At 70.0% G+C, this 25,059-nt stretch carries 24 protein-coding genes; 13 read left to right on the top strand and 11 right to left on the bottom strand.

Annotated features, from left to right (window positions below; all coding sequences use genetic code 11):
* Positions 1 to 77 precede the first annotated feature (77 nt).
* Together ACI2K4_RS24660 and ACI2K4_RS24655 are read right to left on the bottom strand one after the other, a co-directional pair.
* Positions 78 to 731 carry a choice-of-anchor M domain-containing protein gene (locus ACI2K4_RS24660; RefSeq protein WP_404514513.1) on the bottom strand — a complete coding sequence of 218 codons (654 nt, stop codon included), beginning with the start codon at positions 729 to 731 and terminating at the stop codon, positions 78 to 80.
* 29 nt (positions 732 to 760) lie between these two features.
* Positions 761 to 1,417 carry a choice-of-anchor M domain-containing protein gene (locus ACI2K4_RS24655; protein ID WP_404514512.1) on the bottom strand — a complete coding sequence of 219 codons (657 nt, stop codon included), beginning with the start codon at positions 1,415 to 1,417 and terminating at the stop codon, positions 761 to 763.
* 195 nt (positions 1,418 to 1,612) lie between these two features.
* Here ACI2K4_RS24655 and ACI2K4_RS24650 point away from each other — a divergent pair, with 195 nt between their 5' ends.
* Together ACI2K4_RS24650 and ACI2K4_RS24645 are read left to right on the top strand one after the other, a co-directional pair.
* On the top strand, positions 1,613 to 2,017 hold the full coding sequence (locus ACI2K4_RS24650) for a Fur family transcriptional regulator (protein WP_404514774.1): 405 nt from the start codon (positions 1,613 to 1,615) through the stop codon (positions 2,015 to 2,017).
* Positions 2,014 to 2,823 carry a TIGR02452 family protein gene (locus tag ACI2K4_RS24645; protein ID WP_404514773.1) on the top strand — a complete coding sequence of 270 codons (810 nt, stop codon included), beginning with the start codon at positions 2,014 to 2,016 and terminating at the stop codon, positions 2,821 to 2,823. The genes ACI2K4_RS24650 and ACI2K4_RS24645 overlap by 4 nt, the downstream gene beginning before the upstream one ends.
* A gap of 45 nt (positions 2,824 to 2,868) precedes the next feature.
* Here ACI2K4_RS24645 and ACI2K4_RS24640 read toward each other — a convergent pair whose 3' ends face one another.
* From ACI2K4_RS24640 to ACI2K4_RS24625, 4 genes are all read right to left on the bottom strand, one after another.
* Complete coding sequence (locus tag ACI2K4_RS24640; RefSeq protein ID WP_404514511.1) at positions 2,869 to 3,726, bottom strand: helix-turn-helix domain-containing protein; 858 nt, start codon at positions 3,724 to 3,726, stop codon at positions 2,869 to 2,871.
* A gap of 254 nt (positions 3,727 to 3,980) precedes the next feature.
* Positions 3,981 to 4,184, bottom strand: a complete 204-nt coding sequence (locus ACI2K4_RS24635) for a hypothetical protein (RefSeq protein ID WP_363600691.1) — start codon at positions 4,182 to 4,184, stop codon at positions 3,981 to 3,983.
* 196 nt (positions 4,185 to 4,380) lie between these two features.
* Entirely contained in the window at positions 4,381 to 5,430 is a 1,050-nt protein-coding gene (locus ACI2K4_RS24630; protein WP_404514509.1) for an SMP-30/gluconolactonase/LRE family protein, read from the bottom strand.
* A 128-nt stretch (positions 5,431 to 5,558) separates the two neighbouring features.
* A complete protein-coding gene (locus ACI2K4_RS24625; RefSeq protein ID WP_404514508.1) occupies positions 5,559 to 6,023 on the bottom strand; it encodes a MarR family winged helix-turn-helix transcriptional regulator in 465 nt (154 codons plus the stop codon).
* Between the two features lie 79 nt (positions 6,024 to 6,102).
* Here ACI2K4_RS24625 and ACI2K4_RS24620 point away from each other — a divergent pair, with 79 nt between their 5' ends.
* From ACI2K4_RS24620 to ACI2K4_RS24595, 6 genes are all read left to right on the top strand, one after another.
* Positions 6,103 to 6,621: a hemerythrin domain-containing protein gene (locus ACI2K4_RS24620; RefSeq protein WP_404514507.1), complete on the top strand. Its 519-nt coding sequence runs from the start codon at positions 6,103 to 6,105 to the stop codon at positions 6,619 to 6,621.
* Positions 6,600 to 7,319, top strand: a complete 720-nt coding sequence (locus ACI2K4_RS24615; protein WP_404514506.1) for a hemerythrin domain-containing protein — start codon at positions 6,600 to 6,602, stop codon at positions 7,317 to 7,319. The genes ACI2K4_RS24620 and ACI2K4_RS24615 overlap by 22 nt, the downstream gene beginning before the upstream one ends.
* Before the next feature lie 351 nt (positions 7,320 to 7,670).
* A complete protein-coding gene (locus ACI2K4_RS24610; RefSeq protein WP_404514505.1) occupies positions 7,671 to 10,253 on the top strand; it encodes a hypothetical protein in 2,583 nt (860 codons plus the stop codon).
* Positions 10,254 to 10,274: 21 nt separating this feature from the next.
* Positions 10,275 to 12,953, top strand: a complete 2,679-nt coding sequence (locus ACI2K4_RS24605; protein ID WP_404514504.1) for a hypothetical protein — start codon at positions 10,275 to 10,277, stop codon at positions 12,951 to 12,953.
* A 131-nt stretch (positions 12,954 to 13,084) separates the two neighbouring features.
* The gene (locus ACI2K4_RS24600) at positions 13,085 to 13,726 is read left to right on the top strand and encodes an RNA polymerase sigma factor (protein WP_404514503.1); all 642 of its coding nucleotides are present in this window, start codon (positions 13,085 to 13,087) and stop codon (positions 13,724 to 13,726) included.
* The gene (locus ACI2K4_RS24595; protein WP_404514502.1) at positions 13,723 to 14,808 is read left to right on the top strand and encodes a CU044_5270 family protein; all 1,086 of its coding nucleotides are present in this window, start codon (positions 13,723 to 13,725) and stop codon (positions 14,806 to 14,808) included. The genes ACI2K4_RS24600 and ACI2K4_RS24595 overlap by 4 nt, the downstream gene beginning before the upstream one ends.
* Before the next feature lie 269 nt (positions 14,809 to 15,077).
* On the opposite strand, the gene ACI2K4_RS24590 is transcribed toward ACI2K4_RS24595, so the two are convergent.
* Together ACI2K4_RS24590 and ACI2K4_RS24585 are read right to left on the bottom strand one after the other, a co-directional pair.
* On the bottom strand, positions 15,078 to 15,347 hold the full coding sequence (locus ACI2K4_RS24590; protein WP_404514501.1) for a hypothetical protein: 270 nt from the start codon (positions 15,345 to 15,347) through the stop codon (positions 15,078 to 15,080).
* Positions 15,348 to 15,485: 138 nt separating this feature from the next.
* Positions 15,486 to 15,866, bottom strand: coding sequence for a hypothetical protein (locus ACI2K4_RS24585; RefSeq protein WP_404514500.1), 381 nt, complete (start codon positions 15,864 to 15,866; stop codon positions 15,486 to 15,488).
* A 276-nt stretch (positions 15,867 to 16,142) separates the two neighbouring features.
* On the opposite strand from ACI2K4_RS24585, the gene ACI2K4_RS24580 reads away from it, so the two are divergent.
* Entirely contained in the window at positions 16,143 to 18,404 is a 2,262-nt protein-coding gene (locus ACI2K4_RS24580) for an MMPL family transporter (RefSeq protein ID WP_404514499.1), read from the top strand.
* An 83-nt stretch (positions 18,405 to 18,487) separates the two neighbouring features.
* On the opposite strand, the gene ACI2K4_RS24575 is transcribed toward ACI2K4_RS24580, so the two are convergent.
* On the bottom strand, positions 18,488 to 19,318 hold the full coding sequence (locus tag ACI2K4_RS24575; RefSeq protein ID WP_404514498.1) for a DedA family protein: 831 nt from the start codon (positions 19,316 to 19,318) through the stop codon (positions 18,488 to 18,490).
* Between the two features lie 271 nt (positions 19,319 to 19,589).
* On the opposite strand from ACI2K4_RS24575, the gene ACI2K4_RS24570 reads away from it, so the two are divergent.
* The 3 genes from ACI2K4_RS24570 to ACI2K4_RS24560 are packed head-to-tail and all read left to right on the top strand — an operon-like array spanning position 19,590 to position 23,318.
* Positions 19,590 to 20,072 carry a (2Fe-2S)-binding protein gene (locus ACI2K4_RS24570; protein WP_404514772.1) on the top strand — a complete coding sequence of 161 codons (483 nt, stop codon included), beginning with the start codon at positions 19,590 to 19,592 and terminating at the stop codon, positions 20,070 to 20,072.
* Complete coding sequence (locus ACI2K4_RS24565) at positions 20,059 to 21,084, top strand: FAD binding domain-containing protein (protein WP_404514497.1); 1,026 nt, start codon at positions 20,059 to 20,061, stop codon at positions 21,082 to 21,084. Before ACI2K4_RS24570 ends, ACI2K4_RS24565 begins: the two co-directional genes overlap by 14 nt.
* Entirely contained in the window at positions 21,081 to 23,318 is a 2,238-nt protein-coding gene (locus tag ACI2K4_RS24560) for a xanthine dehydrogenase family protein molybdopterin-binding subunit (protein ID WP_404514496.1), read from the top strand. Before ACI2K4_RS24565 ends, ACI2K4_RS24560 begins: the two co-directional genes overlap by 4 nt.
* A gap of 19 nt (positions 23,319 to 23,337) precedes the next feature.
* Here ACI2K4_RS24560 and ACI2K4_RS24555 read toward each other — a convergent pair whose 3' ends face one another.
* Both ACI2K4_RS24555 and ACI2K4_RS24550 read right to left on the bottom strand, forming a co-directional pair.
* The gene (locus ACI2K4_RS24555; RefSeq protein ID WP_404514495.1) at positions 23,338 to 23,661 is read right to left on the bottom strand and encodes a nuclear transport factor 2 family protein; all 324 of its coding nucleotides are present in this window, start codon (positions 23,659 to 23,661) and stop codon (positions 23,338 to 23,340) included.
* A 17-nt stretch (positions 23,662 to 23,678) separates the two neighbouring features.
* A complete protein-coding gene (locus tag ACI2K4_RS24550) occupies positions 23,679 to 24,245 on the bottom strand; it encodes a MarR family winged helix-turn-helix transcriptional regulator (RefSeq protein ID WP_404514493.1) in 567 nt (188 codons plus the stop codon).
* 157 nt (positions 24,246 to 24,402) lie between these two features.
* Here ACI2K4_RS24550 and ACI2K4_RS24545 point away from each other — a divergent pair, with 157 nt between their 5' ends.
* Positions 24,403 to 25,059, top strand: coding sequence for an FMN-dependent NADH-azoreductase (locus tag ACI2K4_RS24545; RefSeq protein WP_404514492.1), 657 nt, complete (start codon positions 24,403 to 24,405; stop codon positions 25,057 to 25,059).

The following is a 25,059-nucleotide window of genomic DNA, read 5'->3' as shown; positions in this document are numbered from 1 at the left end:
CTCCTTGTTCCTCACGGCCGTGGGGGCCGACTCCCGGCGGAATCGGCCCCCACGGTGTTGGTCGGGTCAGGTGCCGCTCAGCCGGCCTGGAAGGTGTACGTGACCAGGCCCGAGCTGGCGCCGGCGCCGTTGCGGGCGGTCGCCCGGAAGGTCAGCGTGTAGGTGCCGGCGGTGGAGAAGGCCCAGTTGCCGTGCGCGTGCGTACCGGCGGCGACACCGCTGGGCCAGACGGTGACCGGGCAGCCGGCGGCCGTGTTGGTGTTGAACTTGAAGCTGGGCGTGGCCGGGAACCCGGCGGTGGTGTAGAGCGCGAATCGCGAGCCCGCCGGCCCCGACCAGCCGGTCAGTTCGAGCTTGACCGGTCCCTGCGCGGCCGGCAGGTCGGTGCTGTTCCAGCCGGCGTAGAGCCGGTCCGCGACCAGGGTCTGCGGGGCCACGTACACGGTGCTGCCCGCCGCGCCGAGGCACTGCCAGGCGGTGCCGCCGGGGATGGTGGCCGTGGAGGTGGGCGCCACCCGGATCACCGTGCCGGCCGGCGAGACGTCGTCGTTCTCCGGCGCGTACGTCTTGATGTCGAGGGTGAGGCTGTCGTTCGCGGCGTCGTAGTCGAGGTCGAAGACGTCGACGTGACCGGTCTCGACGGTGGCCGCCATGGCGGGTGACGAGCCGAAGACGGTCGCGGCCAGGGTCAGGACGGCCGCCAGGCCGAGCATTCGGATTCTGCGGTGCATGCTGCTCCTTCTCGGGTTTCGGGACTGGTTCAGGGGAGGACGGCGAAGGTGATCCACGCCGGGGCGGAGGTGACGGTGGCGCCGGTCGTCGCCAGCGTGGCGGTCGCGTCGACCCTGATCCGGTAGACGCCGGCCTTCTCGAAGGCCCAGTTCGCGTGCTGGTGCAGACCCGCCGGCAGGGTGACCACGTCGGGCAGTCCGTCCTCGCTGTCGACCAGGACGCTCGGCGTACCGACCGGGTCGGTGGTGAACAGGCTCAGCCCGTCCGGACCCCGTACCTGCTTGAACCGGATCCGGATGCTGTCGTCGACGAACACGCCGGGCTCGATCTCCTCGCCGGAGAGACCCGGCCAGAGCAGGTTCGGGTCCTGTGTCTCGGGCAGCACCCAGACGGCCGCACCGGGGCTACCCAGGAACGCGTACGCCGGGTCGGCCGGCACGGTGCTCCGCGCCTGCGACCTGGCCACCAGGATGACGTCGGCCGGGTCGCGCTCGACGTCCGGCTCGACCGTCTCGTCGTGGATGGTGATCCCCAACTCGCCGTCCTCGTAGGCCACGTCGATCGCGTCGACGTGACCCTGCGAGATCACCGTGACGGCGTCGGCGTGTGCCGGCACGGAGAAGGCCAGGACCCCGGTGGTGATCGCCGCCGTCGTGGCGACAAACGCGCTGACTCTGGAACGCATGCGTGCTCCTTCGTGGACGGAGACACAATCCGTGTCTCGCTCCAAAACGATAATCATTTTCATTTAGCTGTCAAGGGCGTACCGGTGCCACGACAGGCTTCGGCGGTGCGCGCAGTGAAACGCGCCACGGTCGGCCCCGTACACTTGGGTGCGCCCGTAGGCCGAGTCGGAAGGTGTCCACTCGTGATCAAGTCAATGCCGGGGGTGACCCGCAACACCCGCCAGCGAGGCGAGGTGGTCGCGTTGCTCGAGGAGCTGAACGAGTTTCGCAGCGCCCAGCAACTCCACGCCGACCTGCGTCAACGCGGCGTCGGGGTCGGGTTGACCACGGTCTACCGGACCCTGCAGACGCTGGTCGACGCGGGCGAGATCGACGTGATGCGGCTGCCGAACGGTGAGCAGCTCTACCGCCGGTGCAGCCCCACCCACCACCACCACCTGGTCTGCCGGGACTGTGCGCGTACGGTCGAGGTCGCCGGGCCGACGGTCGAGACCTGGACCAAGCGGGTCGCCGACGAGCACGGCTTCACCGACGTGGGGCACACCCTGGAGATCTTCGGCACCTGCGCCGGGTGCGCGGCCCGGGGACGGGAGAGCTGAGCGGCCGGCTGCGGGAGATCGCCCGGCAGACCGTGGAGATCGCCGAGTCGGGCCGCTACCGTGACCGTTCCGGGCGGGAGGTCGACATCGCCGAGGCGGTCACGGCGGCGGTGACCGGCACCCGGCACTACCCGCCGGACGCCCCGCTGCCCGATCCGACGGGTGGCCGTCCACCGGTCGGTGCGCCGCTGGTCACGGTGACCCGGGAGTCCACCCTGGCCGCCGCCCGCCGACTCGCCCCGGACGTGGCCTGCCTGGTGTTCGCGTCGGCCAAGAACCCCGGCGGAGGTTTCCTCGGCGGTGCGAAGGCGCAGGAGGAGGGGATCGCCCGCGCGTCCGCGCTCTACCCGTGCCTGCGCGCGGCGGGGGAGTTCTACGACTTCCACCGCTCCCAGGCGGACCTGCGCTACAGCGACCGGGTGATCTATTCACCGGCGGTGCCGGTGTTCCGGGACGACCGGGGAGAACTGCTCGACCGGCCGTACCGGGCCACGTTCCTCACCTCGGCCGCGCCGAACCTCGGTGCGATCCTGGCCAACCAGCCGGCGTACGCGGCGGACGTGCCGGCGGTGCTGCGCCGTCGGGCGGTGCGCGTGCTGCGGATCGCCGCCGCCCACGGGCACCACCGTCTGGTGCTCGGGGCCTGGGGCTGCGGCGTGTTCCGCAACGACCCGGCCACCGTGGCGGGTGCGTTCGCCGAGGCGCTCGCCGAGGTCGACCGGTTCGACGAGGTGGTCTTCGCGATCTACGACAGGCTGCCCGGCACCCCGGTCCACACGGCCTTCGCCCGGGAGTTCGGCGCCTGACCGGTCTCAGTGCGCCTGACCGGTCTCAGTGCGCCTGACCGGGTCTCAGTGCGCGGGAGCGGGGAGCGCCGTCAGGATGGCGCGGAGGATGACGTACGCGTCCTCGCCGTGCCGGGCCACCTCGTGCAGCCGGTCGAAGATCCGGCCGAACCGTTCCGCGTCGGCGGAGGTCTGCCAGGTCTGCTCCTCACCCCAGGTCTCCACGGTGACCGCGTCGTCGAACATGACAAAACCGTGCAGCGGGGCCAGGGGCAGGCGCGCGCTGGTGGGGATGACGCCCAACTCGACGTTGCTCATGCCGATCAGGGCGGTGAGCCGGTCGAGTTGCCCGCGCATCACGTCGACCGGGCAGAGCGACATCCGCAGTACGGACTCGGTCACCAGGAACCGGAACTGCTTGCTGGAGTCGTAGAGCACCTGCTGGCGTTGGATCCGCAGCAGCAGCGCCTCCTCCAGGTCGTCCCGGGGCGCGCCGTGGAACTCGACGTTCTCGGCGAGGCGTACCCGCGCGTAGTCGGCGGTCTGGAGCAGTCCGGGGACCACACCGAGTTCGAAGTTGCGCACCAGGGTCGCCTCGGCGGCAAGCTCCATCATGGAGCGTTGGGTGCCGGACTGGGCCGGGTCGTTGGCCCCGCGCCGCCACGGTATGTGCTCGCCACGCACCTCCCGTAGCTGCCGTAACAGCTCGTCGAGCAGGGAGTCGTCGAGGTTGACCGCCTCGCCCCAGGCGCGTACGTCGTCCTCGGTGGGCAACTGCCGACCGGTCTCGATCCGGGACACCTTCGACTGGACCCAGCCCAGTCGGCCCGCCAGGTTGATGCCCGAGATGCCCTCGCGCGCCCGCAGCTCCCGCAGTCTCGCCCCTAGCACCCCTCGATCGTTACCGGTCTGGTTGCTGGACATCACCTGCTCCTAAGCTGCGCTTGGGTAGGCGTCACGGTACCGCTCGAACGCCATCGCTCGCTGTAGGGCAGGCGGCCTGGCCCGCCGGTACCGGTACGGCTTGACCGGGTGGGGAGGGCGCTCCGGCCCGGGTGGGAGGCGCCACGGCCGCCTCGGTGGTGCCCGCATCCGCCGTCCGGTGACCGGCCGAGGTCGTTCGGCTCACCGACCAGTACGCGTCGCGTCCGACTGGTCGGTGAGCCGAACGCCCATGACTACATCGCCTTGGCGATCTCCGCCAACACGTCGACCGGAACCTCGACCACGGTCTCGTGCGCGGGTACGTCGAGCTGCGCCAGGGCCTCCGGATCCGACACCCGCCATCCCTGTACGACAAACGTGTCGCGGTCGGTGCGGTATAGCGACGGGCAGTTGTTCACCTGGGACAGCGCAGTCTTGCGAACGAAGGTGAGCTTCACGGCTCCACCTTTCACTCTTGGTTTGTCGCTTTTGGCCGGATGCCTGGCGACCTGCGAAGCATTATGCGGCGCGGCGTTCGACGGCCAACCGAGTTTGCCGCACGACACGGCATCAAAACTGCCTTAACTTTAGCTTAGTCTCACATATCCGACAAGTACCGTAATCATGCATGATCCATTCCCGGTACGTTCCCGGTCAGCGGTGGTCGTTTGCCGCCGGCATCGCCCCGACGTGCATCTTGTAGATCCACACCGGATACTCGATCGCCTGCTCACCACCGTTGAAGCCCGCGCTGCGGTTGAGCTGGGGCACCGGGATCCAGAGGTCACCCTGGCCGTCGAGCCACATCGCGTCGGCCCAGACCAGGCGGGGATCGGCGACCAGCGTCTCCACCTCGCGGTCCGGGGTGATCGCGAGCAACCGCCGCTGGTTGGCGTCGTTGAGGTAGATGACGCCGTTCGCGTCGATCGCGGTGCCGCCGGTTGTGGGAGTGTCCAACCACGTCTCGACCTGGTCGGACAGCTCGCCGGGGGTGGCCAGCGGGTCGTCCAGCCAGCGGGTCGCGATCCGGGACATCGGCCCGGAGGCCGGCTGGAAATAGAGCTGGCGGCCGTCCGGGGAGACCTCGAGCTGGTCGGTGTGGATCCGCACCTCGCCGCCGTCGGGCGTACGCAGCAGTTGGCCGTCGGCGTACATCGGGCGCTGGTCGGACGCGCTCGGGTGGTCGTCCAGCACTCGCCGCAGTTCGGCGGTGGCGAGGTCGAGCACGATCAGCCCCGGCTCACCCGCGTCGGTGAGATAGATGTGGTCACCGTTGAAGCGGAGGTCGTCAAGGTAACTGTGCGGCTTGGTGATCGGACCCAGGTCGTAGATGTCGCTGACCGTGTCCGTGCTCAGGTTGACCACGATCAGCCGCGCCCCACCCGGTACGGCGGCACGACCGACTCCCGGCGCACCCGCGTCGACGATCCAGAGCCGCCCGTCCGGACCGACCCGCAACGCGTTGACCCGTACGAAGGTGTTTGTCGGGTCGTTGTCCTGGCGAACCGTGTTCCAGGTCTCGTCCGGATAGGGCACTATCTGCCCGTCGGAGCCGAGTTCCGCGACCTGAACACCGGGACTGTCGGCGCCCGGAAAGCTGACGAACATCCGCCCGTCGCCACTGGTGGTCACTCCGCTCCAGGCCCGGTCGGACCGGAAGGTGGCCTCCAGGCGAGGATCCTCTTCGGTCGGCAACCCGAACATGTGACGCCTCCTCCCCGATGCGACCCGGGCGGTCCACGCGACTTCGCGCGACCCGGGGTCGACGGTTGAGGCGTACCCGTTGGGGACCGGCGTACCCCTGCCGGTGCTCCAGGCTGTGGGCGGGCGGCTCAGCTCCCGGCGCAGGCCTCGTCGTGCGCGCTGGTGTTGATCCTGGTCAGCAGGTCGTGCAGGGTGGCGACCTCGGCCGGGGTGAGGTGGGCGAGGAGTTCGCGCTCCACCGCCGTCATCGCGGTGTCGACCCCGGTCAGGACCTCGGTGCCGGCCTCGGTGAGCAGCACGATGTGGCGACGCCGGTCGGCCGGGTCCCGGCGCCGTTCGACCAGGTTGTCCCGTTCGAGGTCGTTCAGGATGGCGACCAACGCGCTCGCGTCGACCCCGATCGCCTCCATCAGCGCCTGCTGTCCGATCGGGCCGGTCTCGGCCAGGTGCATCAGTGTCATGCCCTGCCGGGTGGTCAGGCCGGTTGCCTCGAGCGCCTGCCGTAACCGGGCGTTGCTGATCCCCCCGTGCCGGGCCAGCAGCAGGCCGATGCGGTCCATCGCCCGCCGGCACCGGGTCTCCTCGACCGTCATGGCGTCATGCTAACAGAGCCAAGATGATTAGGGTCCGCTAATTATTTGTGTCCCTGAATGATCTGGTACGGTCGGGCCCATGAAGCGTGGCCGTGGGACCAGGGAGGCGCCGGGCGAGCACCTGGTCAAGGAGCTGAAGTGGATCCACGGGGTGCTCCGCCGGGACCTCAACCAGCTCCGCCAGCTCGCGGACGAGATCCAGCGCGGCTCGGCGCCGGAGCGGGTCCGGTCCACCGTCCATTCGTTGCAGACCCGCAGCCCGCTCTGGCAACTCCGGACGAACTGTCTCACCTGGTGCCGGCTGGTGCACAGCCACCATGGCAACGAGGACGTCCGCCTCTTCCCCGCGTTGCGTCGGGCCAACCCGGCCCTGATTCCGGCGGTCAACCGGCTCCAGGCCGACCACCGTCGGATCTCCGACCTGTTGGACCAGGTCACGTCGCTGGCCGACCTGCTCAGTGGTGACGACCGCCCGGAGACCCGGAAGCGACTGCTGCTCACCCTGGCCGAGGTGCGGACGGTCCTGCTGGCCCACCTCGATCTGGAGGAGGCCACGATCACCCCTACCCTGCGGCGGTGGCGAGACTGGCCGAGGTGAGGCGGCACGACGAGCACGAGTACGAGCACGAGCATGAGCACGACGAGGACGAGGACCACGTGACCGACACCGAACACTGGCTGACCGCCCGTACCGGGCTGGTTCCGACGCCCGCTCCGACCCGCCGGCACAGCGCCACCGAGGTCTGGGACGAGAGCACCCGGCCGAGCGCTCCCGAGCCCGACGGGGAGGTGCGGTTCTCCGGCCGGGGACTCTCCGCCGGCAAGCACCTGATCGAGGTGCACGACCACTACCGGACCGAGCTCGCCCGGGTACGCGACATCCTGGACCAGGTACGCGCCAACGCGATCGACGTCGGCGCCGCCCGGGGTGAGTTGAACGCGATGACGCTGCGCTCGAACAACTGGACCCTGGGATCGTTCTGCCAGTCGTACTGCGTCTCGCTCACCCAGCACCACACGATGGAGAGCGGCAGCATCTTCCCGTACCTGCGCGCCTCCGACCGCAGACTGGCCGCCGTGATCGAACGGCTGGACCAGGAGCACCAGGTGATCCACGAGGTGCTCGAATCGGTGGACCGGGCACTGGTCGACCTGGTCCGTCACCCGGACGACCTCTCCGGCATCCAGGAGGCGGTCGACGTGCTCACCGACGCGCTGCTCTCACACCTCGCGTACGAGGAGCGCGAACTGGTCGGGCCGCTCTCCCGGTTCGGCTTCTTCGGCGGCCAGGTCTGAGTCCAGCCCGGGTTCGGCTGAAACAGTTCAATCTTCGGAAGTTACCGGCGGCTCGGCGGCTGCGTCAATCGTTCTCGGCTTCTATCTGCTGAAAACGGTCGCCGAGCCGCCGAAGCCATAGTTTTCCTTGACACCCTCGTAACGCCCTCGATATCTTGGCCGCGGCTTATTGAAACGGTTCATCTCCTTGCGGAAATTCCCCCGCTCCCCTCAGGAGGCTCCGACATGCCGCAGTCACCCCCGTCCCGACCTCGAACCGACCCCCAGGCACCGCGCTGGGGCGGGTCCGGGTCACCGCCGAGAACGCCCGTCCGGAACAGAGAACAGAGGGGCCAGCGGCTGCGCCGTACGGTGGCGCTGCTGGCGGCGCTCCCGTTGGTCGCGACCGGGCTGGTGGCCCCGTCGGCCGCCGTGGCCGATCCCGGTCCGGCGTTGCGTCAGCTCGAATACCTGGACCGTGGTCTGGTGGCGGTCAAGGTGGCCGAGGGTGTTTTCCTGAGTTGGCGTTTTCTGGGTGACGAGCCGGATGACGTGGTGTACCGGGTGTACCGGGACAACAGGTTGGTCGGCACGGTGACCGGAAGCAGCAACTTCACCGACCCGGCGGGTACGGTCACGTCGTCGTACCGAATCGCGGCGATCGTCAACGGGGTGACCCGGCCCAAGTCGGCACCGGCCACGCCACTGGCCCAGCAGTACCGGGACATCCAGCTCAAGCAGCCCCCACCGGCCATCACGCCGGTGTTGCAGACCTACCCCACCACGGTCTCGGGCAAGCAGTACGAGCCGGTGGACATGGACCTGCTGCGGCGGGTGCGGGAGGCGCGCGAGAACCCGGCCGGTCTGACCGAGGCGGAGTTCGCGGCGTTGATCGCGCCGTTCCGGACGTACCTGGGCGATCCGTCGTGGGCGCCGAGGAATCCGTTCGGCACCCGGGCGACCTGGAAGGGCGGTGACCGGTACGGCATCAGCGACAGGCTCTTCGCCGAGCTGGACAAGACCTTCACCCGGTACGTCGACGAACTCGACCGGGGACCGAGGCTGGCGTACGCGAAGAACCCCGACGGCACGCTGCGGACCAACACCGCCACCTACTCGGCCAACGACGCCAGCGTCGGTGACCTGGACGGCGACGGCGGCTACGAGCTGATCCTGAAGTGGGACCCGAGCGACAGCAAGGACTCCTCGGTGTACGGCTTCACCGCGCCGGCCATCGTCGACGCGTACAAGCTCGACGGCACGCTGCTCTGGCGGGTCAACGTCGGCTACAACATCCGTGCCGGGGCGCACGACACCCAACTCGTCGTCGCCGACTTCAACGGTGACGGCCGGTCCGAACTGGTCATCAAGACCGCCGACGGCACCACCACCGGCAGGGTCCTCGCCGACGGCACCTACCAGGTGCGGGACGTGGTCGGCGACAACCGGGCCACCGCGGAGAAGATCCAGTCGTACATCACCAGCGGTGACGAGGCGAAGCTGGACAGGTTCACCGACGCGATGAACACGTACAGCGTCTCCTGGGTGCTGCCGGGTGGCAACACGCCACCGGAGCAGAACGTGCGGCAGTGGGGCAAGGTCTACGCCTACGGGCCGATCGGCACCAGCAACGAGTACCTGACCGCGTTCGACGGCGCCACCGGCCGGGTGCTGGACACGGTCGACTACGCCTTCCCGTACGGCGAGCCGAACTGGGGTGCCGCGCCGGTCGACCACCGGGGCGCGTTCTTCAAGGCCGAGATCGATCCCTACTGGCAGAACCCGAGCACCCGGTGGGGCTACTTCCCGTGGGGCGACCCGCAGGGCAACCGGTCCAACCGGTTCCTGGCCGGGGTGGCCTACCTGGACGGCGTACACCCGAGCGCGATCATGGCGCGCGGTTACTACGCCAAGACGACGGTCGCGGCGTACTCGATGCGGGGTGACCAACTGGTGCTCGGCGACACCTTCGACTCCGACCGGCTCCCCGACCCGAAGGTCGGCGAGGAGCGGGGCGCGCACAGCCTGATGGTCGCCGACGTGGACGGCGACGCCAAGGACGAGATCGTGTACGGCGCGATGGTGCTGGACGACAACCTGGCGCTCAAGACGGTGGCCAACACCTGGTTCCCGTCGCCGCCGCCGGCCACCAACGTCGACCTGACCCCGCAGATCAGGAACCCGGACGAGAACGCGCGGTTCGTCTACCTCGCTCACGGTGACGCCATGCACGTCGGCGACCTGAACCCGGACCGCCCCGGCCCGGAGGTGTTCATGGTGCAGGAGGCGTGGAACGCCTGGCAGGACGCGAAGGACCGGGCCGGCAACACGGTCGACGGCGTACGCCCCGGTGGCGGCGTCTACGACCCGGTGACCGGCGAGTTGACGACCGCGTTCTACGCGGGCAAGGACAACGGCCGAGGGGTGGCGGGCAACATCGACCCGAACAGTCCCGGCGCCGAGTACTGGTCCAACGGTTCGGTCTACAGCGCGGTCACCGGCGAACGGCTCTACGGCTCGGGCAACCTGCCGCAGAACTTCCTCGTCTACTGGGACGGCGACCTGACCCGCGAGCTGCTCGACAGCAACCGGATCTCCAAGGCGGACACCGACTACAGCACCCGGCCGGGCACGGTCAACAAGACCGACCTGCTGGTGGCGACGGACGCCTCCGCCAACAACGGCAGCAAGTCGACCCCGACGCTCTCGGCCGACCTGCTCGGTGACTGGCGGGAGGAGGTCGTCTGGCGGGTCGGCGACGACAAACTGCGCCTGTACACCACCACCATTCCGACCGAGCACAAGATCCGCACCCTGATGCACGATCCGCAGTACCGCAACCAGGTGGCCTGCGAAAACATCACCTACAACCAGCCGCCGCACCCCAGCTTCTACCTCGACCCGGCGTACCCGCTTCCGCCCCGTCGCACCGACATCGACGTGGCCAAGAAGTAGCGGCGAGGATTAAGGATTCCCATGCCCGACAGAAATCGAAGGAGTCAGCGGCTGCGCCGTACGGTGGCGATGCTGGCGGTCCTCCCGCTCGCCGCGACCGGGCTGGTGGCCCCGTCGGCCGCCGTGGCCGATCCCGGTCCGGCGTTGCGTCAGCTCGAACATCTCGACCGTGGTCTGGTGGCGGTCAAGGTGGCCGAGGGTGTTTTCCTGAGTTGGCGTTTTCTGGGTGACGAGCCGGACGACGTGGTGTACCGGGTGTACCGGGACAACAGGTTGGTTGGCACGGTGACCGGGAGCAGTAACTTCACCGACGCCGCGGGTACGGTCACGTCGTCGTACCGGGTGGCGGCGATCGTGAACGGGGTGACCCGGCCGAAGTCGGCCGCCACCACCCCACTGGCCCAGCAGTACCGGGACATCCCGTTGCAACGGCCACCGTCGGCGCCGTACCCGCTGGTCACCACGTATGCGACCACGGTCAGCGGCAAGCAGTTCGAGCCGGTGGACATGGACCTGCTGCGGCGGGTGCGGGAGGCGCGCGAGAACCCGGCCGGTCTGACCGAGGCGGAGTTCGCGGTGTTGATCGCGCCGTTCCGGACGTACCTGGGTGATCCGTCGTGGGCGCCGAGGAATCCGTTCGGCACCCGGGCGACCTGGAAGGGCGGTGACCGGTACGGCATCAGCGACAGGCTCTTCGCCGAGCTGGACAAGACCTTCACCCGGTACGTCGACGAACTCGACCGGGGACCGAAGCTCCAGTGGCAGCGCAACGACGACGGCTCGATCCGGACCACCATGGCCTCCTACACCCCCGGCGACGCGACCGTCGGTGACCTCGACGGCGACGGCGGTTACGAGCTGATCCTGAAGTGGGACCCGAGCGGCGCGAAGGACTCGTCCCAGTCCGGCTTCACCGCTCCGGCGATCGTCGACGCGTACAAGGTCGACGGCACGCTGCTCTGGCGGGTCAACGTCGGCTACAACATCCGGGCCGGGGCGCACGACACGCAGCCGGTGGTCGCCGACTTCAACGGTGACGGCCGGGCCGAACTGCTGATCAAGACCGCCGACGGCACCACCACCGGCAGGGTCCTCGCCGACGGCAGCTACCAGGTGCGGGACGTGGTCGGGAAGAGGCAGGCGACGTACGACAGGTTCGCCGGTTACTTCGCGGCCGGTGACGACCAGAAGTTGGACCAGTTCTACGACGCCATGAACGGCTACAACGTGAGCTGGATCCTGCCCGGTGGCAACACGCCGCCGGAGCAGAACGTACGCCAGTGGGGCAAGGTCTACACGTACGGGCCGATCGGGACCAGCGACGAGTACCTGACCGCGTTCGACGGCCGGACCGGGCGGGTCATCGACACGGTCGACTACGCCTTCCCGTACGGCGAACCGAACTGGGGTGCCGCGCCGGTCGACCACCGGGGCGCCAGCTTCCAGGGCGCGGTACGCGACGGCTCCGGACCCGGTGAGCAGGTGCCGGTCGACCCGAGCGAAATCCCCGACGCGTACTGGACCAATCCCGAGACCCGGTGGGGCTACTACCCGTGGGGCGACCCGCAGGGCAACCGGTCCAACCGGTTCCTCGCCTCGGTGGCGTACCTCGACGGGGTGCACCCGAGCGCGATCATGGCGCGCGGTTACTACGCCCGGACCACGGTCGCGGCGTACACGTTGGTCGGCGACAAGCTGAAGCTGGGCCGGACGTTCGACTCGGACCTGTTGCCGGATCCGCACCTCGGTGAGGACCGGGGCATGCACTCGCTGATGACCTCCGACATCGACAACGACGGCCGGGACGAGATCGTCTACGGCGCGATGGTGCTGGACGAGGAACTGAGGGTGCAGACGGTGGGCGGGACCTGGTTCCCGTACCCTGCTCCGCCCTTGAACGTCGACCTCACCCCGCAGATCAGGAATCCGGACGCGGACGACCGGTTCATCCACCTGGCGCACGGCGACGCGTACCACGTGGGTGATTTCGACCCGGACCGGCCGGGCACCGAGGTCTTCCTGGTGCAGGAGCAGGCCGCCGGGCTCGACTCGGTCGGGCGCGACGGGCGGCCCGGCCTCGGCTACCGGCCGGGTGCGGCGGTGTACGACCCGGAGACCGGCGAGGTCGTCGCCGCGATGTACGGCGGCGGTGACAACGAGCGCGGCGCGGCCGACAACATCGACCCGAACTCGCCCGGCGCGGAGTACTGGACCGGCGGCAAGGTCTACAGCGCGGTCACCGGCGAGGAGTTGTACGCGCACGACGGCCTGCCGGCCAACTTCCTCGTCTACTGGGACGGCGACCTGACCCGGGAGATCCTGGACGGCAACCGGATCTCGAAGGCGGACACCGCCTACACCACCCGTCCGGCCACCATGACCAAGACCGACCTGCTGGTGGCGCCGGGAGTGTCGACCGTCGGCGACGGCGGCAAGGGCAGCCCGATCGTCTCGGCCGACCTGTTCGGCGACTGGCGGGAGGAGGTGGTCTGGCGGGTCGGCACCTCGGCCCTGCGGATCTACACCACCACCATCCCGACCGAGCACAAAATCCGTACGTTGATGCACGATCCCCAGTACCGCAACCAGGTCGCCTCGGAGAACGTGGTCTACAACCAGCCCCCGCACCCGAGCTTCTTCCTGGACCCGGCGTACCCGCTCCCGCCCCGCCGCACCGACATCGACGTCACCGCAAAGTAGCGGTGTAAGGAAGGGCCCCTTATTAACGCATAGCGTTAATAAGGGGCCCTTCCTTACACCTGAGCCTCGGCGGCGGGTGACGCTCGTCACGGGAACTCGTGGCGCCCGGCCGGACAGACGCTGATGTGGAGATGAGCATTCGTGCCCGAGTGCGCGACGGGGACCCGGACGCGTTCAGAGAACTGTTCGACGCGTACGCACGCTCGGTGTACAACCACGCCTACCGGCTGACCGGCGACTGGTCGACGGCGGAGGACGTGGTGTCGCTGACCTTTTTGGAGGCTTGGCGGCTGCGCGACCGGGTGGACGTCGGCGTCGAGGCGGGCTCGCTGCGCCCGTGGCTGCTCGGGATCGCCACCAACGTCACGCGTAACGTCCGCCGGGCCGCCCGCCGGCACGACGTGGCGCTGGCGCGACTGCCGAGGGCGGAGGCGGTGCCGGACTTCGCCGAGGAGGTCAGCTCCCGGATCGACGGCCGGGGACGGCTCGCGCTGGCCATGACGGCACTCGCGGCGCTGCGCAAGCCCGAACGCGAGGTGCTGGCGCTCTGCGTGTGGTCCGGGCTCGACTACGCCGAGGCGGCGGAGGCGCTCGGCGTACCGGTCGGCACGGTCCGCTCCCGGCTCTCCAGGGCGCGGACGAAGCTGGCCAAGCTCGTCGCCGCCGGAAACCCTCTGTCGCCCGACGCGGATCGGGAACCGACACCCCGGCACGGACAGGTAAGAGGAGACCGCGAGATGGCGGTCCGGCTCGCTCAGGAGAATGCCCGATGAAGCCCCATCCGACCCAGCCCAACCCGATTCAGCCCGACTCGAACGAGCGCGACGAGCTGGTCCGGCTGTTGCCGGGGCTGGTGGAGCGGGATCTGCCGAGCGACCGTCAGCGTCGACTCCAGGAGTTCGTGATGACCCGCATCCACCAGGACCTGCGTACGGTCGAGCAGGTATCCCGCCCGAGACCGAGGCGGCGGTTCGTCCTCGCGGCCTCGGCGTTGGCCGCCGTTGCCGTAGCGGCGGCGGCGATCGGCACCGGAGGCTTCGGCGTCGACCGGGGTGCCGAGGCCACCAAAGCCCCACGGAACACCGCCGGTCCGGCGTCGCCGGTGATGGTGCCGGTGGCCGGGACGTTCGAACTGGCCGCCGCCTACGCCGCCGCCAGGCCGTTCACGCCGCCCCGCGCGGACCAGTGGGTCTACGTCCAGAACCGGAACCTCGCCCCCAGTGCGATGGCGGCGGACAAGGGGCAGGAGCCCGACGTGACGGTGGCGGTCTGGAAGCGCGCCGACGGGAAGAAGATGGCCGAGTTCAATCCGATGACCGGCAAGCTCGACACGTGGGACCAGGACAACGGCTATCCCATGCTGTCCACGCTGCCCACCGATCCGCAGGCACTGCTCGCCCTGCTGCGGGAGCAGATGGAGGCCGTGCCCTCGGCCCCGCCCGGAGCCCCGAAACCTCCGGTGGTGAAGGGGAATCGCACCCCGGAGGAGTTGAACAGCCTGCTGTTCGACCGGGTCGCCGGGATCCTCGGTGAGAACCTGCTTCCGCCGGAGGTGACGGCGGCGCTCTGGCGGGCGGCGGCACTGGTTCCCGGCGTCACCGACGCACCCGAGACGATCGAGGTGGACGGGCGCCGGGTGAACGTGGTCGGCCGGGTCCAGGAGGGTTGGCGGTTCAGCCAACTCATGCTCGACCCGGACACCCACGAGTTTGTCGGTTACCGGTCCGTGGCGGTCAAGGACCACACGTACGAGACCGGACCGAACGGGCCGGTCACGGAGAAGAAGGGCCAGGTGCAGTTCACCATCACCCGGCTCACCGGGAAGGTCGTCGACACGGCGGGTCAGACGGGTTGAGCGGGCCGTGCGGGCCGTGCGGCGCATGGGACAAGGCAGACAGATGTCCCCGCCGGGGAATGTGAGTCGCCAAATCTCTACATGGAAGATGATGTAGCTACACGTTTTTCCGTGTAGAGATTTGGCGCACAACCGCCCCTCGTAGCTTCGCGGCGCATCCGGCCGGCGCGGCGCGTCCCGTCGACGCGGCGCATGCCGTCGACCGGGGAGGGCGGGAGGGCGGGACGGTGGTCGGCGAGATCGAGGTCGCTCTGCCGGCGCTGCCCGGGTCAGACCGCCCGCAGGTGTCGGGTCGGTGGCTGGTTGATCCAGCCGATGAACCGGGCCTCGACCTGCCGCGCGGTCAGCTCCGGCAGTGCGGGTGCGGCCTTGTCGCGGAAGTGACGCATGAACGCGGCGAGCCGGATCGGGTCGTCCGGGTAGAGCAGCCGCATCCGCTGCCGGAAGATCTGGCACGGCCACTCCCGGCCGTCGTCACGGCAGCGCCAGTCGTCTCCGGGGCGGTGCGGTGCGCTCAGGTCGTCGGTTTCCTCGGCCACGTAGGCGCTCCGTCCAGTCGACCGGTCCATATTGGACACAACGGTAGATGGGGCACGGAAGCGAAGATCATCGGCTCCACCCAATCGGTTCTGACCAGGCGGGTCGACCACCGGGGACCGGGTCGGCGCTCCGGAGCGTCACTCGCAGGCGGCGACGAAGTCCTGTCGGGCCTCGGCGAACCTTGGGTCGAAGGCGGCGAACTTCGGCCGCAGAATGGTGATCGAGCTGCTCGACTCCAGGTCGGCTTCCCGGATCACGTCGGCCAGCCGCTGGATCGAGGACTTGACGTCGCCACTCGCCGGTGCGGCGATCTCTTCGAGCTTGGGGCGCAGGGCGCCGAGGTAGACCGCCCGGAGTTCCTCGACATTTCCCTTGAACTCGTCGAACTGCACCATCAGCTTGCCGGTGTCGTCGCACGCCTTTCGTGAGGCGTCGTCCAGCCCTCCGCCGCAGCCGCCGGTGGCCAGCGCGAGCAGGAGGAGGACGGATCCGACCGCCCGGGATCGGTGACGCCGCATGCTCCCACCCCCGAATTCGCGTGTCCGGCCATCTTCCACCACCCACAGTCGGATGTCGATGCCACCGGCCGCCTCCGGGCGGAGCCCAAGCCCAAGCCCAAGCCCAAGCCCAAGCCCAAGCCCAAGCCCGAGCCCAAGCCGGAGCCGGAGCCGGAGCGCGGATCGGACGGGACGCGTGGTCGGGCCTGCACTACCCGGGCGACCCGGTCAGCCCTACCGCCAACACGGGTGTGAGCTGGATCGATCCGTCGCGGCGTGGCCCATAGCGTCGGAGTCATGACCACGTCGACCGTTCTTCCGCCGCCGCCGCCCCGCCCCGACCCGTACGTCACGGCGCGGGGCAAGCCGCCCGGCAACGTCGCCGCGCGGGTCGCCGGGTGGAGCGCTCGGCACCGCACCACCGCCATCCTCGGCTGGCTGCTCTTCGTTGCCGTGGCGACCACGCTCAGCGCCGTACTCGGCACCGTGAACGCCGAAGACAGCGAGTACGGCCACGGCGACTCGGGTCGGGCGAGCGAACTGATCGCCGCCGCCGGTTTCCCCGACCGGGCCGGTGAGCTGGTGCTGATCCGCAGCGACACACTCGACGCGGACACACCCGCGTTCCGGGCCGCCGTCAACGCCACCGTCACCGCCGTCCAGGGCACCGGACGGGTGGAGAACGTCAACGCCGGCGCCGTCTCGGCGGACCGGCACGCCGCCCTGGTCACCTTCGATCTGACCGGTCCGGCCGACACCGCCGCCGACCGGGTCGGCCCGGTACGCGACGCCGTCGCCGCCGTCGCGCGAGACCATCCGGACCTGCTGGTGGCCCAGACCGGCGACGCCAGCATCGACGAGTCGATCGGCACCATCCTGAGTGCCGACATGCACCGGATGTCGCTGCTCTCCCTCCCGGTGACGCTCGGCATCCTGATCGTGGCGTTCGGCGCGCTGCTGGCCGCCGTACTCCCGATGGGCCTGGCCCTGACCGCGTTCGCCGCCTCGCTCGGCCTGCTCGCGGTGGCCAGCCGGCTGGTTCCCGCGGTCGACACCACGATGCACCTGATGCTGCTGATGGGGCTCGCCGTCGGGGTCGACTACTGCCTGTTCTACCTGCGTCGGGAACGGGAGGAACGGGCGCTCGGCGCCGACCCGGAACGGGCGCTGGCGATCGCGGCGGCCACCTCCGGCCGGGCCGTGCTGATCTCCGCCCTGACCGTCATCGGCGCCACCGCGGGCATGTTCATGACCCGGGACACCGTCTTCGAGAGCCTCGCCACCGGCACCATCCTGGTCGTCGCGATCGCCGCGCTCGGCTCGCTCACCGTGCTGCCGGCGGTGCTCTCGAAGCTCGGTGACCGGATCGACCTCGGCCGGGTGCCGGGCCTGTACCGCCGCGCCTCGAACGGGCGTGGCTGGAATCGGTTCCTCCGGGTGGTGCTGCGCCGGCCGGGGCTCTCCGCCGTACTCGCCGCCGGCACGCTGCTCGCGCTGGCCGTACCGGCGCTCGGCATGCGGACCGCCGAGGAGGACATCACCACCCTGCGGAGTTCGTCCCCGGCGCTGGACACCTTCGTACGGGTCCAGGCCGCCTTCCCCGGCGGCGGCGACCCGGCCCTGATCACGGTCCGGGCCGACGACGTGACCAGCCCGGCGGTCACCGCCGCGATCGACGACCTGAAGACCCGGGGGTTGGCCTCGGGCGCGTTGCACGAGCCGGTGACGGTCGAGGTCAACCCGGACCGGACGGTCGCGGTGGTCAGCGCCGGCCTCTCCGGCTCCGGCGTCGACGCCACCTCGGAACAGGCCGTACGGACGGTGCGCGAGCAGGTCATGCCGGGCGCCTTCGCCGGGGTTGACGGCGCGGAGGCACTGCTGACCGGACGTGCGGCCGGCTCGGTCGACTACAACGACGCGATGGGACGCGGCACTCCGCTGGTCTTCGGATTTGTGCTCGGGCTGGCGTTCCTGCTGCTGCTGGTCTCGTTCCGGTCACTGGTGGTGGCGCTCACCGCGATCGTGCTGAACCTGCTCTCCGTCGCCGCCGCGTACGGCCTGCTGGTCCTGGTCTTCCAGCACGGTTGGGGGGAGGGGCCGCTCGGCTTCGAGTCCAGCGGGTCGGTCACGAACTGGGTGCCGCTGTTCCTCTTCGTGATCCTGTTCGGCCTCTCGATGGACTACCACGTCTTTGTGCTGAGCCGGATCCGCGAGGGACACGACCGGGGCTGGCCGACCAAGCTCGCCGTCTCGCGCGGCATCCGGAGCACCGCCGGGGTGATCACCAGCGCGGCGGTGGTGATGGTCGCGGTCTTCGGCCTCTTTGTCACCGGTTCGCTGGTGTCGATGAAGGAACTCGGCTTCGGCCTGGCCGTCGCGGTGCTGATCGACGCCACCATCGTCCGGGCCGTGCTGCTCCCCTCGGTGATGGTGCTGCTGCGGGAGCGGAACTGGTACCTGCCGCGCTGGCTCGACTGGCTGCCCAGCCTCTCCCACGGCGAGCCGGTGGCGCTGCCGCCCGTCGTCCGGGAGCGCGACCCGGAGCCGGCACGGACGTAGCCGGGCGGCAACGGGGGGCGGACGCCGTACGGGGCCGGGGGGCTCGTACGGCGTCCGCGTCCGTACCGTCGAGCGGCGTCAGCTCACCAGTGGTCGCCCGGCTGGCGCGGGGTGCCGTACAGGGTGCCGCGCGAGGCGCGGGCGTCGGCGACCGGGTCCGACCCGACCGGCTGCCCGGCGTACGGGTCCGCCGCCGGGCTGGTTTCCCAGGGCTGCTCCGTCCCGTCCGGCTCGGGGCTGGAGAGCTTCGCCTGCCGGGCCCGGCGCACCCGGGTGAACACGAAGTACGCCACGGCGATCACACAGACCAGGATCACCACGTTCTGGAGCACCCCGACGTAGCTCTCGACCACGTGCCAGTTCTCGCCGAGGAAGTAGCCGGCCAGCACGAAGACCGTGTTCCAGATCAGGCTGCCGAGCGCGGTGTAGAGCAGGAACGTGGTGACCCGCATCCGCTCCACCCCGGCCGGGATCGAGATGAGGCTGCGGAAGACCGGGATCATCCGGCCGAAGAAGACCGCCTGCACCCCGTGCCGGAGGAACCACGCCTCGGTCCGGTCGACGTCGGCGAGCTTCACCAGCGGCAGTTTCGCCGCGATCGCGCGTACCCGGTCCCGGCCGAGCAGGGCACCCACGTAGTAGAGGGCGAGTGCGCCGACCACCGAGCCGATGGTGGTCCAGATGATCGCGCTGGCCAGGCTCAGGTTGCCCTGACTGGCGGTGAAGCCGGCCAGCGGCAGGATGACCTCGCTCGGGATGGGTGGGAACAGGTTCTCCAGGGCGACCGCCAGCCCGGCGCCGGGACCGCCGAGGGTCTCCATCAGGCCGGTGACAAAACCCACGATGCCGCCCGAATCCGGCTCGGGGTTGGCGGCGAGTAACGAGCTGGTGTTCCAATCCCAGGTTCGATTCACCGCCAAGACGTTACGGGGCCAGTCTGAGCGTCACCATGCGGTGCGCCGCCGGGATCGACCGGACAACCGCAGCCACCTACTGCGGAGAACCACACCCGACGGGACCGGTGTCGGGTTGGTCGACAGTCGGCGGCATTAGAGGTTTTTGTCGGGAAGGAGGTGATTTCTCGATACCCTCGGCTGGACCGGAAACGGGGGTGGTGCGGTGAAGTCGTACGTCGGGGCAGTGGGAACCGCGGACACGGCGGTGGTACGCGGCCCGGGTGAGGTCATGATCACGCTGTCGGTGAACGGTGTGTCACGCAGCCTGCCGATCGAGCCCCGGGTGAGCCTGCTCGACGCGCTGCGGGACCGGCTCGACCTGACCGGCACCAAGAAGGGCTGCAACCAGGGTGCCTGCGGGGCGTGCACGGTCTGGATGGACAAGCGCCGGGTGCTCGCCTGCCTGACCCTGGCGATCACCTGCGAGGCCAGGGAGATCACCACCATCGAGGGGCTCGCCGAGGACGGCGAACTGCACCCGATGCAGACGGCGTTCATCGAGCGGGACGCCTTCCAGTGCGGCTACTGCACCCCGGGACAGATCATGTCGGCGGTGGCCTTCCTGCACGAGGGCCACCAGGTGGACGACGGCAACATCCGCGAGTGGATGAGTGGCAACCTGTGCCGCTGTGCCGCGTACCCGCACATCCGGGCGGCGATCCGGCAGGTCCACGACGCGATGGTCGCCGGAGGCCCCGATGCGCCCCGTTAGCTACTCCCGGGTGGCCGACGTCGCCACCGCGATCGGTGTGGTCAGCACGGACGCGGACAGCGCCTTCCTGGCCGGCGGCACCACCCAGGTCGACCTGCTGCGGATCTACGTCGAACAGCCCGGCCGCCTGGTCGACATCAACGACCTGCCGCTGCGCCAGATCGACGCGCTGCCCGGCGGCGGGGTGCGCATTGGCGCCCTGGCCCGGATGAGCGACGTGGCCCAGGCCCCGCTGGTCCGTACGGGCTTTCCGGTGATCTCCCAGGCGTTGTTGCTCGGGGCCAGCCCGCAACTGCGCAACATGGCCTCGATCGGCGGCAACCTGATGCAACGGGTGCGCTGCGGCTACTTCCGCGACCTCGCGGCCGGCTGCAACAAGCGGGCACCTGGCAGCGGGTGCGCCGCGCTGCACGGCGTCAACCGGGGCCACGCGGTGCTCGGCACCAGCGAGCGCTGCATCGCCACCCACCCCTCCGACCTGGCCGTGGCGTTGGTCGCGCTGGACGCGGTGGTGCACACCGAAAGCTCCTCCGGCCGGCGGGAGTTCGCCGTCGACGACTTCTTCCCGCTGCCCGGCGAAACCCCCGAACGCGAGCACCCGCTGCACCACGGCGAGCTGATCGTCGAGGTCGAGGTGCCGGGTAACCCGGTCGCCGAGCGGTCGCTCTACCTCAAGGTCCGCGACCGGGAGTCGTACGAGTTCGCGCTCGCCTCGGTGGCGGTCGCGCTCTCGCTCGACGACGGCATGATCGGCGAGGTACGGCTGGCGCTCGGCGGTGTCGCGACCAAGCCGTGGCGGGCCCGTCAGGCCGAGCGGGTGCTGATCGGGGCCCCCGCCACCGCGGAGCGTTTCGCCGAGGCGGCTCGGCAGGAATTGCAACCGGCGGTCTCGCACGGGATGAACGAGTTCAAGATCGAGCTGGCCAGGCGCAGTATCGTCCGCGCGCTGGAGATGATCACCGCCGACGACTGGCGGGAGCAGCAGCGGACGACCCTGGGAGGGGCGGCATGAGCCCGGCCATCGGCACCACACTCAGCCGGGTCGACGGCCGCGCGAAGGTCAGCGGCGCCGCCCGCTACACCGCCGAGTTGGCCCTGCCCGGACTGGTGCACGCGGTCCTGGTCGGCGCTCGGGTGGCGAGCGGGCGGGTGGTGGGCATCGACACCACGGCGGCGGAACGGGCCGGCGGGCTGGTCGCCGTACTGAGCCATTTCAACCTGCCGAAAATCCCCGGTACGCCGAAACTGCTGCCCTCGCTGCTCGGGATGGCCGCGCCCGGGGTGAGCTGGTTCCCGTTGCAGGACGACGTGGTGCACTACGCCGGGCAACCGGTCGCGATCGTCGTCGCCGACACGGTCGAGCGGGCCGAGCACGCGGCCAGCCTGCTCCGGATCGACTGCACGGAGACGCCCGCCGAGACCACCCTCGACCAGGTACGCGACCAGGCGTACGAGCCGGAGCGGATCTTCGGCGGGATGCTGCCGGGGCGGTCCGTCCGGGGTGACGTCGACGCCGGGCTGGAACAGGCCCGGTTCCGGGTGGACGAGACATACCGGTTCGCGGCCAACCACCAGAACCCGATCGAGCCCTCGGCCACCACCGTGGTCTGGGACGACGTACACCGGCTCACCATCTACGACTCCACCCAGGGCCCGACCGCGACCCAGCTCACCGTGGCCACCCTGCTCGGCATCTCGCCCACGCAGGTCAAGGTGGTCAGCGAGTTCGTCGGCGGCAGCTTCGGCAGCAAGGCGATGATCTGGCCGCACGTCACCCTGGCCGCGCTCGCCGCCCGCCAGGTGGGCCGACCGGTCCGGCTCTCGCTCAACCGGGAGCAGATGTTCCACTCCTGCGGGCACCGGGAGGAGCAGGAGCAGCGCCTCACTCTCGGTGCCGACGACGAGGGCAGGCTGACCGCGCTGCGGCACCACAAGCTCTCCATCACCTCGCACTTCGACGACTGGGCCGAGACCTCGTTGCAGTCGCCCGCGGTCCTCTACGACATCCCGAACTACGAGGGGATCTACCGGTTGGCCCGGGGCAACACCCTCACCCCGACCTTCATGCGCGGCCCCGGCGAGGCGACCGGCATGTTCGCCCTGGAGTCGGCGATGGACGAACTCGCCGAACAGCTCGGGACGGACCCGATCGAGCTGCGGCTGCGCAACCTCGCCGACAACGATCCGACCAGCGGACACCCGTGGTCGAGCAACGGCATCCGGGAGTGTTTCCAGCGGGGTGCGGAACTCTTCGGCTGGGCGGGGCGCGACCCGAGTCCGGGTGCCCGCCGGCAGGGGCGGACGCTGATCGGCTGGGGGGTCGCCTCGTCGGCGTACCCGCACGTGTCACCGCCGAATCCGCAACGCGCGCGGGCCCGGATCTACAGCGACGGCAGTGTGGTGGTGGAGGCGGGCGTCTCCGAGTTCGGCACCGGGGTGACCACCGCGATGACACAGGTCGCCGCGGACGGACTCGGCCTGCCGGTCGACCGGGTCCGGTTCATCGGCGGCGGCAGCGACCTGCCGAACATCACCGCCGCGGTCGGCTCCGCCGGCACCAGCGCGGTCAGTGCCGCCGTCCACCTGGCCACGACGCAACTGCGCGACCAACTCGTCGCGCGGGCGGTGGCGGACGACAAGTCGCCGCTGCACGGCGCCGACCCGGGCGCGGTGTCGGTCGAGGGCGGGCGGATGCGGTTGCGCGACCGGCCGGAGGTCGGCGAGGGCTACGCCGAGATGCTGCTGCGGCAGTTCACGCCGGACGTCGAGTCGCTCGGGGTCTGGACCCCGCCACCGCCGGATCCCGGGTACGGCACGCACACCTTCGGCGCGCAGTTCGCCGAGGTCGCGGTGGACGCCGACCTCGGCCTGATCCGGGTACGCCGGATGGTGGGGGTCTTCGCCCCCGGCCGGGTGCTCAACCGCAAGACCGCACACAGCCAGTTGATGAGCGGGATGCTGTGGGGGCTGAGCCAGGCGTTGCTGGAGGCGAGTCACATGGACGCGCGCCTCGGCCGCTGGGCGAACCCGAGCTTCGGGGACTACCTGATCCCGGTCAACGCCGACGTGCCGGACGTGGTGGTGGACACCGTCGAGGTGACCGACACCGTGGTCAACCCGCTCGGGGTGAAGGGGGTGGGGGAGATCGGCATCGTCGGTTCCGGCGCGGCGATCGCGAACGCCGTCCACCACGCCACCGGACGGCGGGTACGCCACCTGCCGATCACCATCGAGGACCTGCTCTAGGAGCGGGACCCCGCTCTGGTCAGGCGCGGATGGTCATCCGGGAGACCCGGTCGTCGCGCACCCGGAAGGAGAAGGTGCTCGGCCCGTTGAAGCCGTTGCCGCCGACCTCGGCCACGACCACCGTCTCCTGGCCGTGCTGCCGTACGTCCCGCACGTCGAGGCTGACCTGCTTGCCGATGAACTCGGCGTCGCTCCAGCCGGCGATCCGTTCGGCACCGTGGAACTCCCGGCCCCAGTCGTCGACCACACCGTCGGCGGTGAAACCGGCGAGGAAGGCCGGCAGGTCGTTGGCGTTGGCGGCGTCGACGAGCGTACGGACCGCCGGCTGAAGTTCGGTTGGCACGTGGATCCCCCTGATGGTCAGGTACGGCGACGACGGCGCGGGCCGGTGTCCTCGCCGAGTTCCTGCACGATCTGGCAGGCGTTGTGGACCGGGTCGAGGCGGTCGGCGTGCATCGCCACGCGTTGCAGCAGTTCCTTGAAGGCCGACTGTTCGCCGCCGAGGACCGACAGGATCTCGGCCTCGGCCGTGGCCAGGGCCTCGCGTCGATCCTGCCAGAGGGCCAGCCCGGCTTCGGTGGCGACCACCCTGCGGCTGCGCCGGTCGGCCGGATCCGGCTGCCGGGCGACGAGTCCGGCGGCTTCCAGGTCGTCGATCAGGTAGGTCAGAACGGTCCGGTCGATGCCGAGTTGAGCGGCCATGGCGCCCTGGTTCGTCGCGAGGTTCTGGCTCGCCGAGGCGATCACCTGGTAGCCGCGGGGGCCGCCGGGAATGTCGTTGACGATCTCATCCGACGCCCGCAGATAGCGCCGCAGGATGACGCCGACGACCCAGCCGAAGTCGTCCTTGAGCAGGTCGGCTGCGATCTGTTCGCCCCCGTCCTCGGACCCCGGGGCCGGCGGCGCGGTCGCTGCGTCTTGTGCCACCCGGCAAGTGTAACCAGGCCCGTAGATAATCTGCATCCAAGATTATCTGCAATAGAGGAATGCTGTGCTCCAGATGATATGGCTCACATGTGTGGGGGATGAGAGAAGTTCTGTCGTTAATTTAGTCGGCAACACAGAACATCTTCGGGAGGTAATAGTGAGCCTGTTCCGACTCGACTCGAGCATCCTTGGCGGGGCTTCCACCAGCCGCGCGGTCGCCGACACGGTCGAGCGCGCCTGGACCCGTACGCACCCGTCGGGCCCGATCACTCGCCGGGATCTGGTCGCGTCGCCGGTGCCCACCGGCACCTGGACAGCGGCGGTCACCGCCGGGTTCGTCCCCGCCGACCAGCGTGGCGAGGAGCAGTCGCGGGCGGTCGCCCTGGTCACCACCCTGGTGGACGAACTGCTCGCGGCCGACGCGTACCTGTTTGCCGTACCGCTCTACAACTACGGCGTCTCCCAGCACGTCAAGGGCTGGATCGACCTGCTGTTGACCGACCCCCGGCTCGCCCCGGGGCAGCAGCCGCTGGCCGGGCGTCCGGCCGCGATCGTCACCAGCCGGGGCGGTGGTTACGGTCCCGGCACCCCGCGCGAGGGTTGGGACCACGCGACGCCCTACTACCGGCGCATCTTCGGCGACCTCTTCGGTCTGGAGCTGCACGTCAGTGAGATCGAACTGACCCTGGCCGAGAGCACGCCCGCCATGGCCGACCTGCGGGACCTCGCCCGGCAGCAACTGCGCGAGGGCCACGCCTCGGCCGAGAAGCACGGCGAACTGCTCGCCCAGCACGTTCTCGCCCAGGCCCGCTGA

This window comes from Micromonospora sp. NPDC050397 (assembly GCF_044901685.1).
GTDB lineage: Bacteria > Actinomycetota > Actinomycetes > Mycobacteriales > Micromonosporaceae > Micromonospora_G.
Note: the sequence above shows the minus strand (reverse complement) of the source record. Positions and strands in the feature narration are given on the sequence as shown.

Excerpts from the sequence above, each read along its gene's own strand:
- ACI2K4_RS24580 (WP_404514499.1), top strand. The coding sequence starts at position 16,143 with ATGACCACGTCGACCGTTCTTCCGCCGCCGCCGCCCCGCCCCGACCCG.
- ACI2K4_RS24640 (WP_404514511.1), bottom strand. The coding sequence starts at position 3,726 with ATGTCCAGCAACCAGACCGGTAACGATCGAGGGGTGCTAGGGGCGAGA.
- ACI2K4_RS24560 (WP_404514496.1), top strand. The coding sequence starts at position 21,081 with ATGAGCCCGGCCATCGGCACCACACTCAGCCGGGTCGACGGCCGCGCG.
- ACI2K4_RS24650 (WP_404514774.1), top strand. The coding sequence starts at position 1,613 with ATGCCGGGGGTGACCCGCAACACCCGCCAGCGAGGCGAGGTGGTCGCG.
- ACI2K4_RS24620 (WP_404514507.1), top strand. The coding sequence starts at position 6,103 with ATGAAGCGTGGCCGTGGGACCAGGGAGGCGCCGGGCGAGCACCTGGTC.
- ACI2K4_RS24605 (WP_404514504.1), top strand. The coding sequence starts at position 10,275 with ATGCCCGACAGAAATCGAAGGAGTCAGCGGCTGCGCCGTACGGTGGCG.
- ACI2K4_RS24600 (WP_404514503.1), top strand. The coding sequence starts at position 13,085 with ATGAGCATTCGTGCCCGAGTGCGCGACGGGGACCCGGACGCGTTCAGA.
- ACI2K4_RS24660 (WP_404514513.1), bottom strand. The coding sequence starts at position 731 with ATGCACCGCAGAATCCGAATGCTCGGCCTGGCGGCCGTCCTGACCCTG.
- ACI2K4_RS24625 (WP_404514508.1), bottom strand. The coding sequence starts at position 6,023 with ATGACGGTCGAGGAGACCCGGTGCCGGCGGGCGATGGACCGCATCGGC.
- ACI2K4_RS24655 (WP_404514512.1), bottom strand. The coding sequence starts at position 1,417 with ATGCGTTCCAGAGTCAGCGCGTTTGTCGCCACGACGGCGGCGATCACC.
- ACI2K4_RS24630 (WP_404514509.1), bottom strand. The coding sequence starts at position 5,430 with ATGTTCGGGTTGCCGACCGAAGAGGATCCTCGCCTGGAGGCCACCTTC.
- ACI2K4_RS24565 (WP_404514497.1), top strand. The coding sequence starts at position 20,059 with ATGCGCCCCGTTAGCTACTCCCGGGTGGCCGACGTCGCCACCGCGATC.
- ACI2K4_RS24585 (WP_404514500.1), bottom strand. The coding sequence starts at position 15,866 with ATGCGGCGTCACCGATCCCGGGCGGTCGGATCCGTCCTCCTCCTGCTC.
- ACI2K4_RS24595 (WP_404514502.1), top strand. The coding sequence starts at position 13,723 with ATGAAGCCCCATCCGACCCAGCCCAACCCGATTCAGCCCGACTCGAAC.
- ACI2K4_RS24570 (WP_404514772.1), top strand. The coding sequence starts at position 19,590 with ATGATCACGCTGTCGGTGAACGGTGTGTCACGCAGCCTGCCGATCGAG.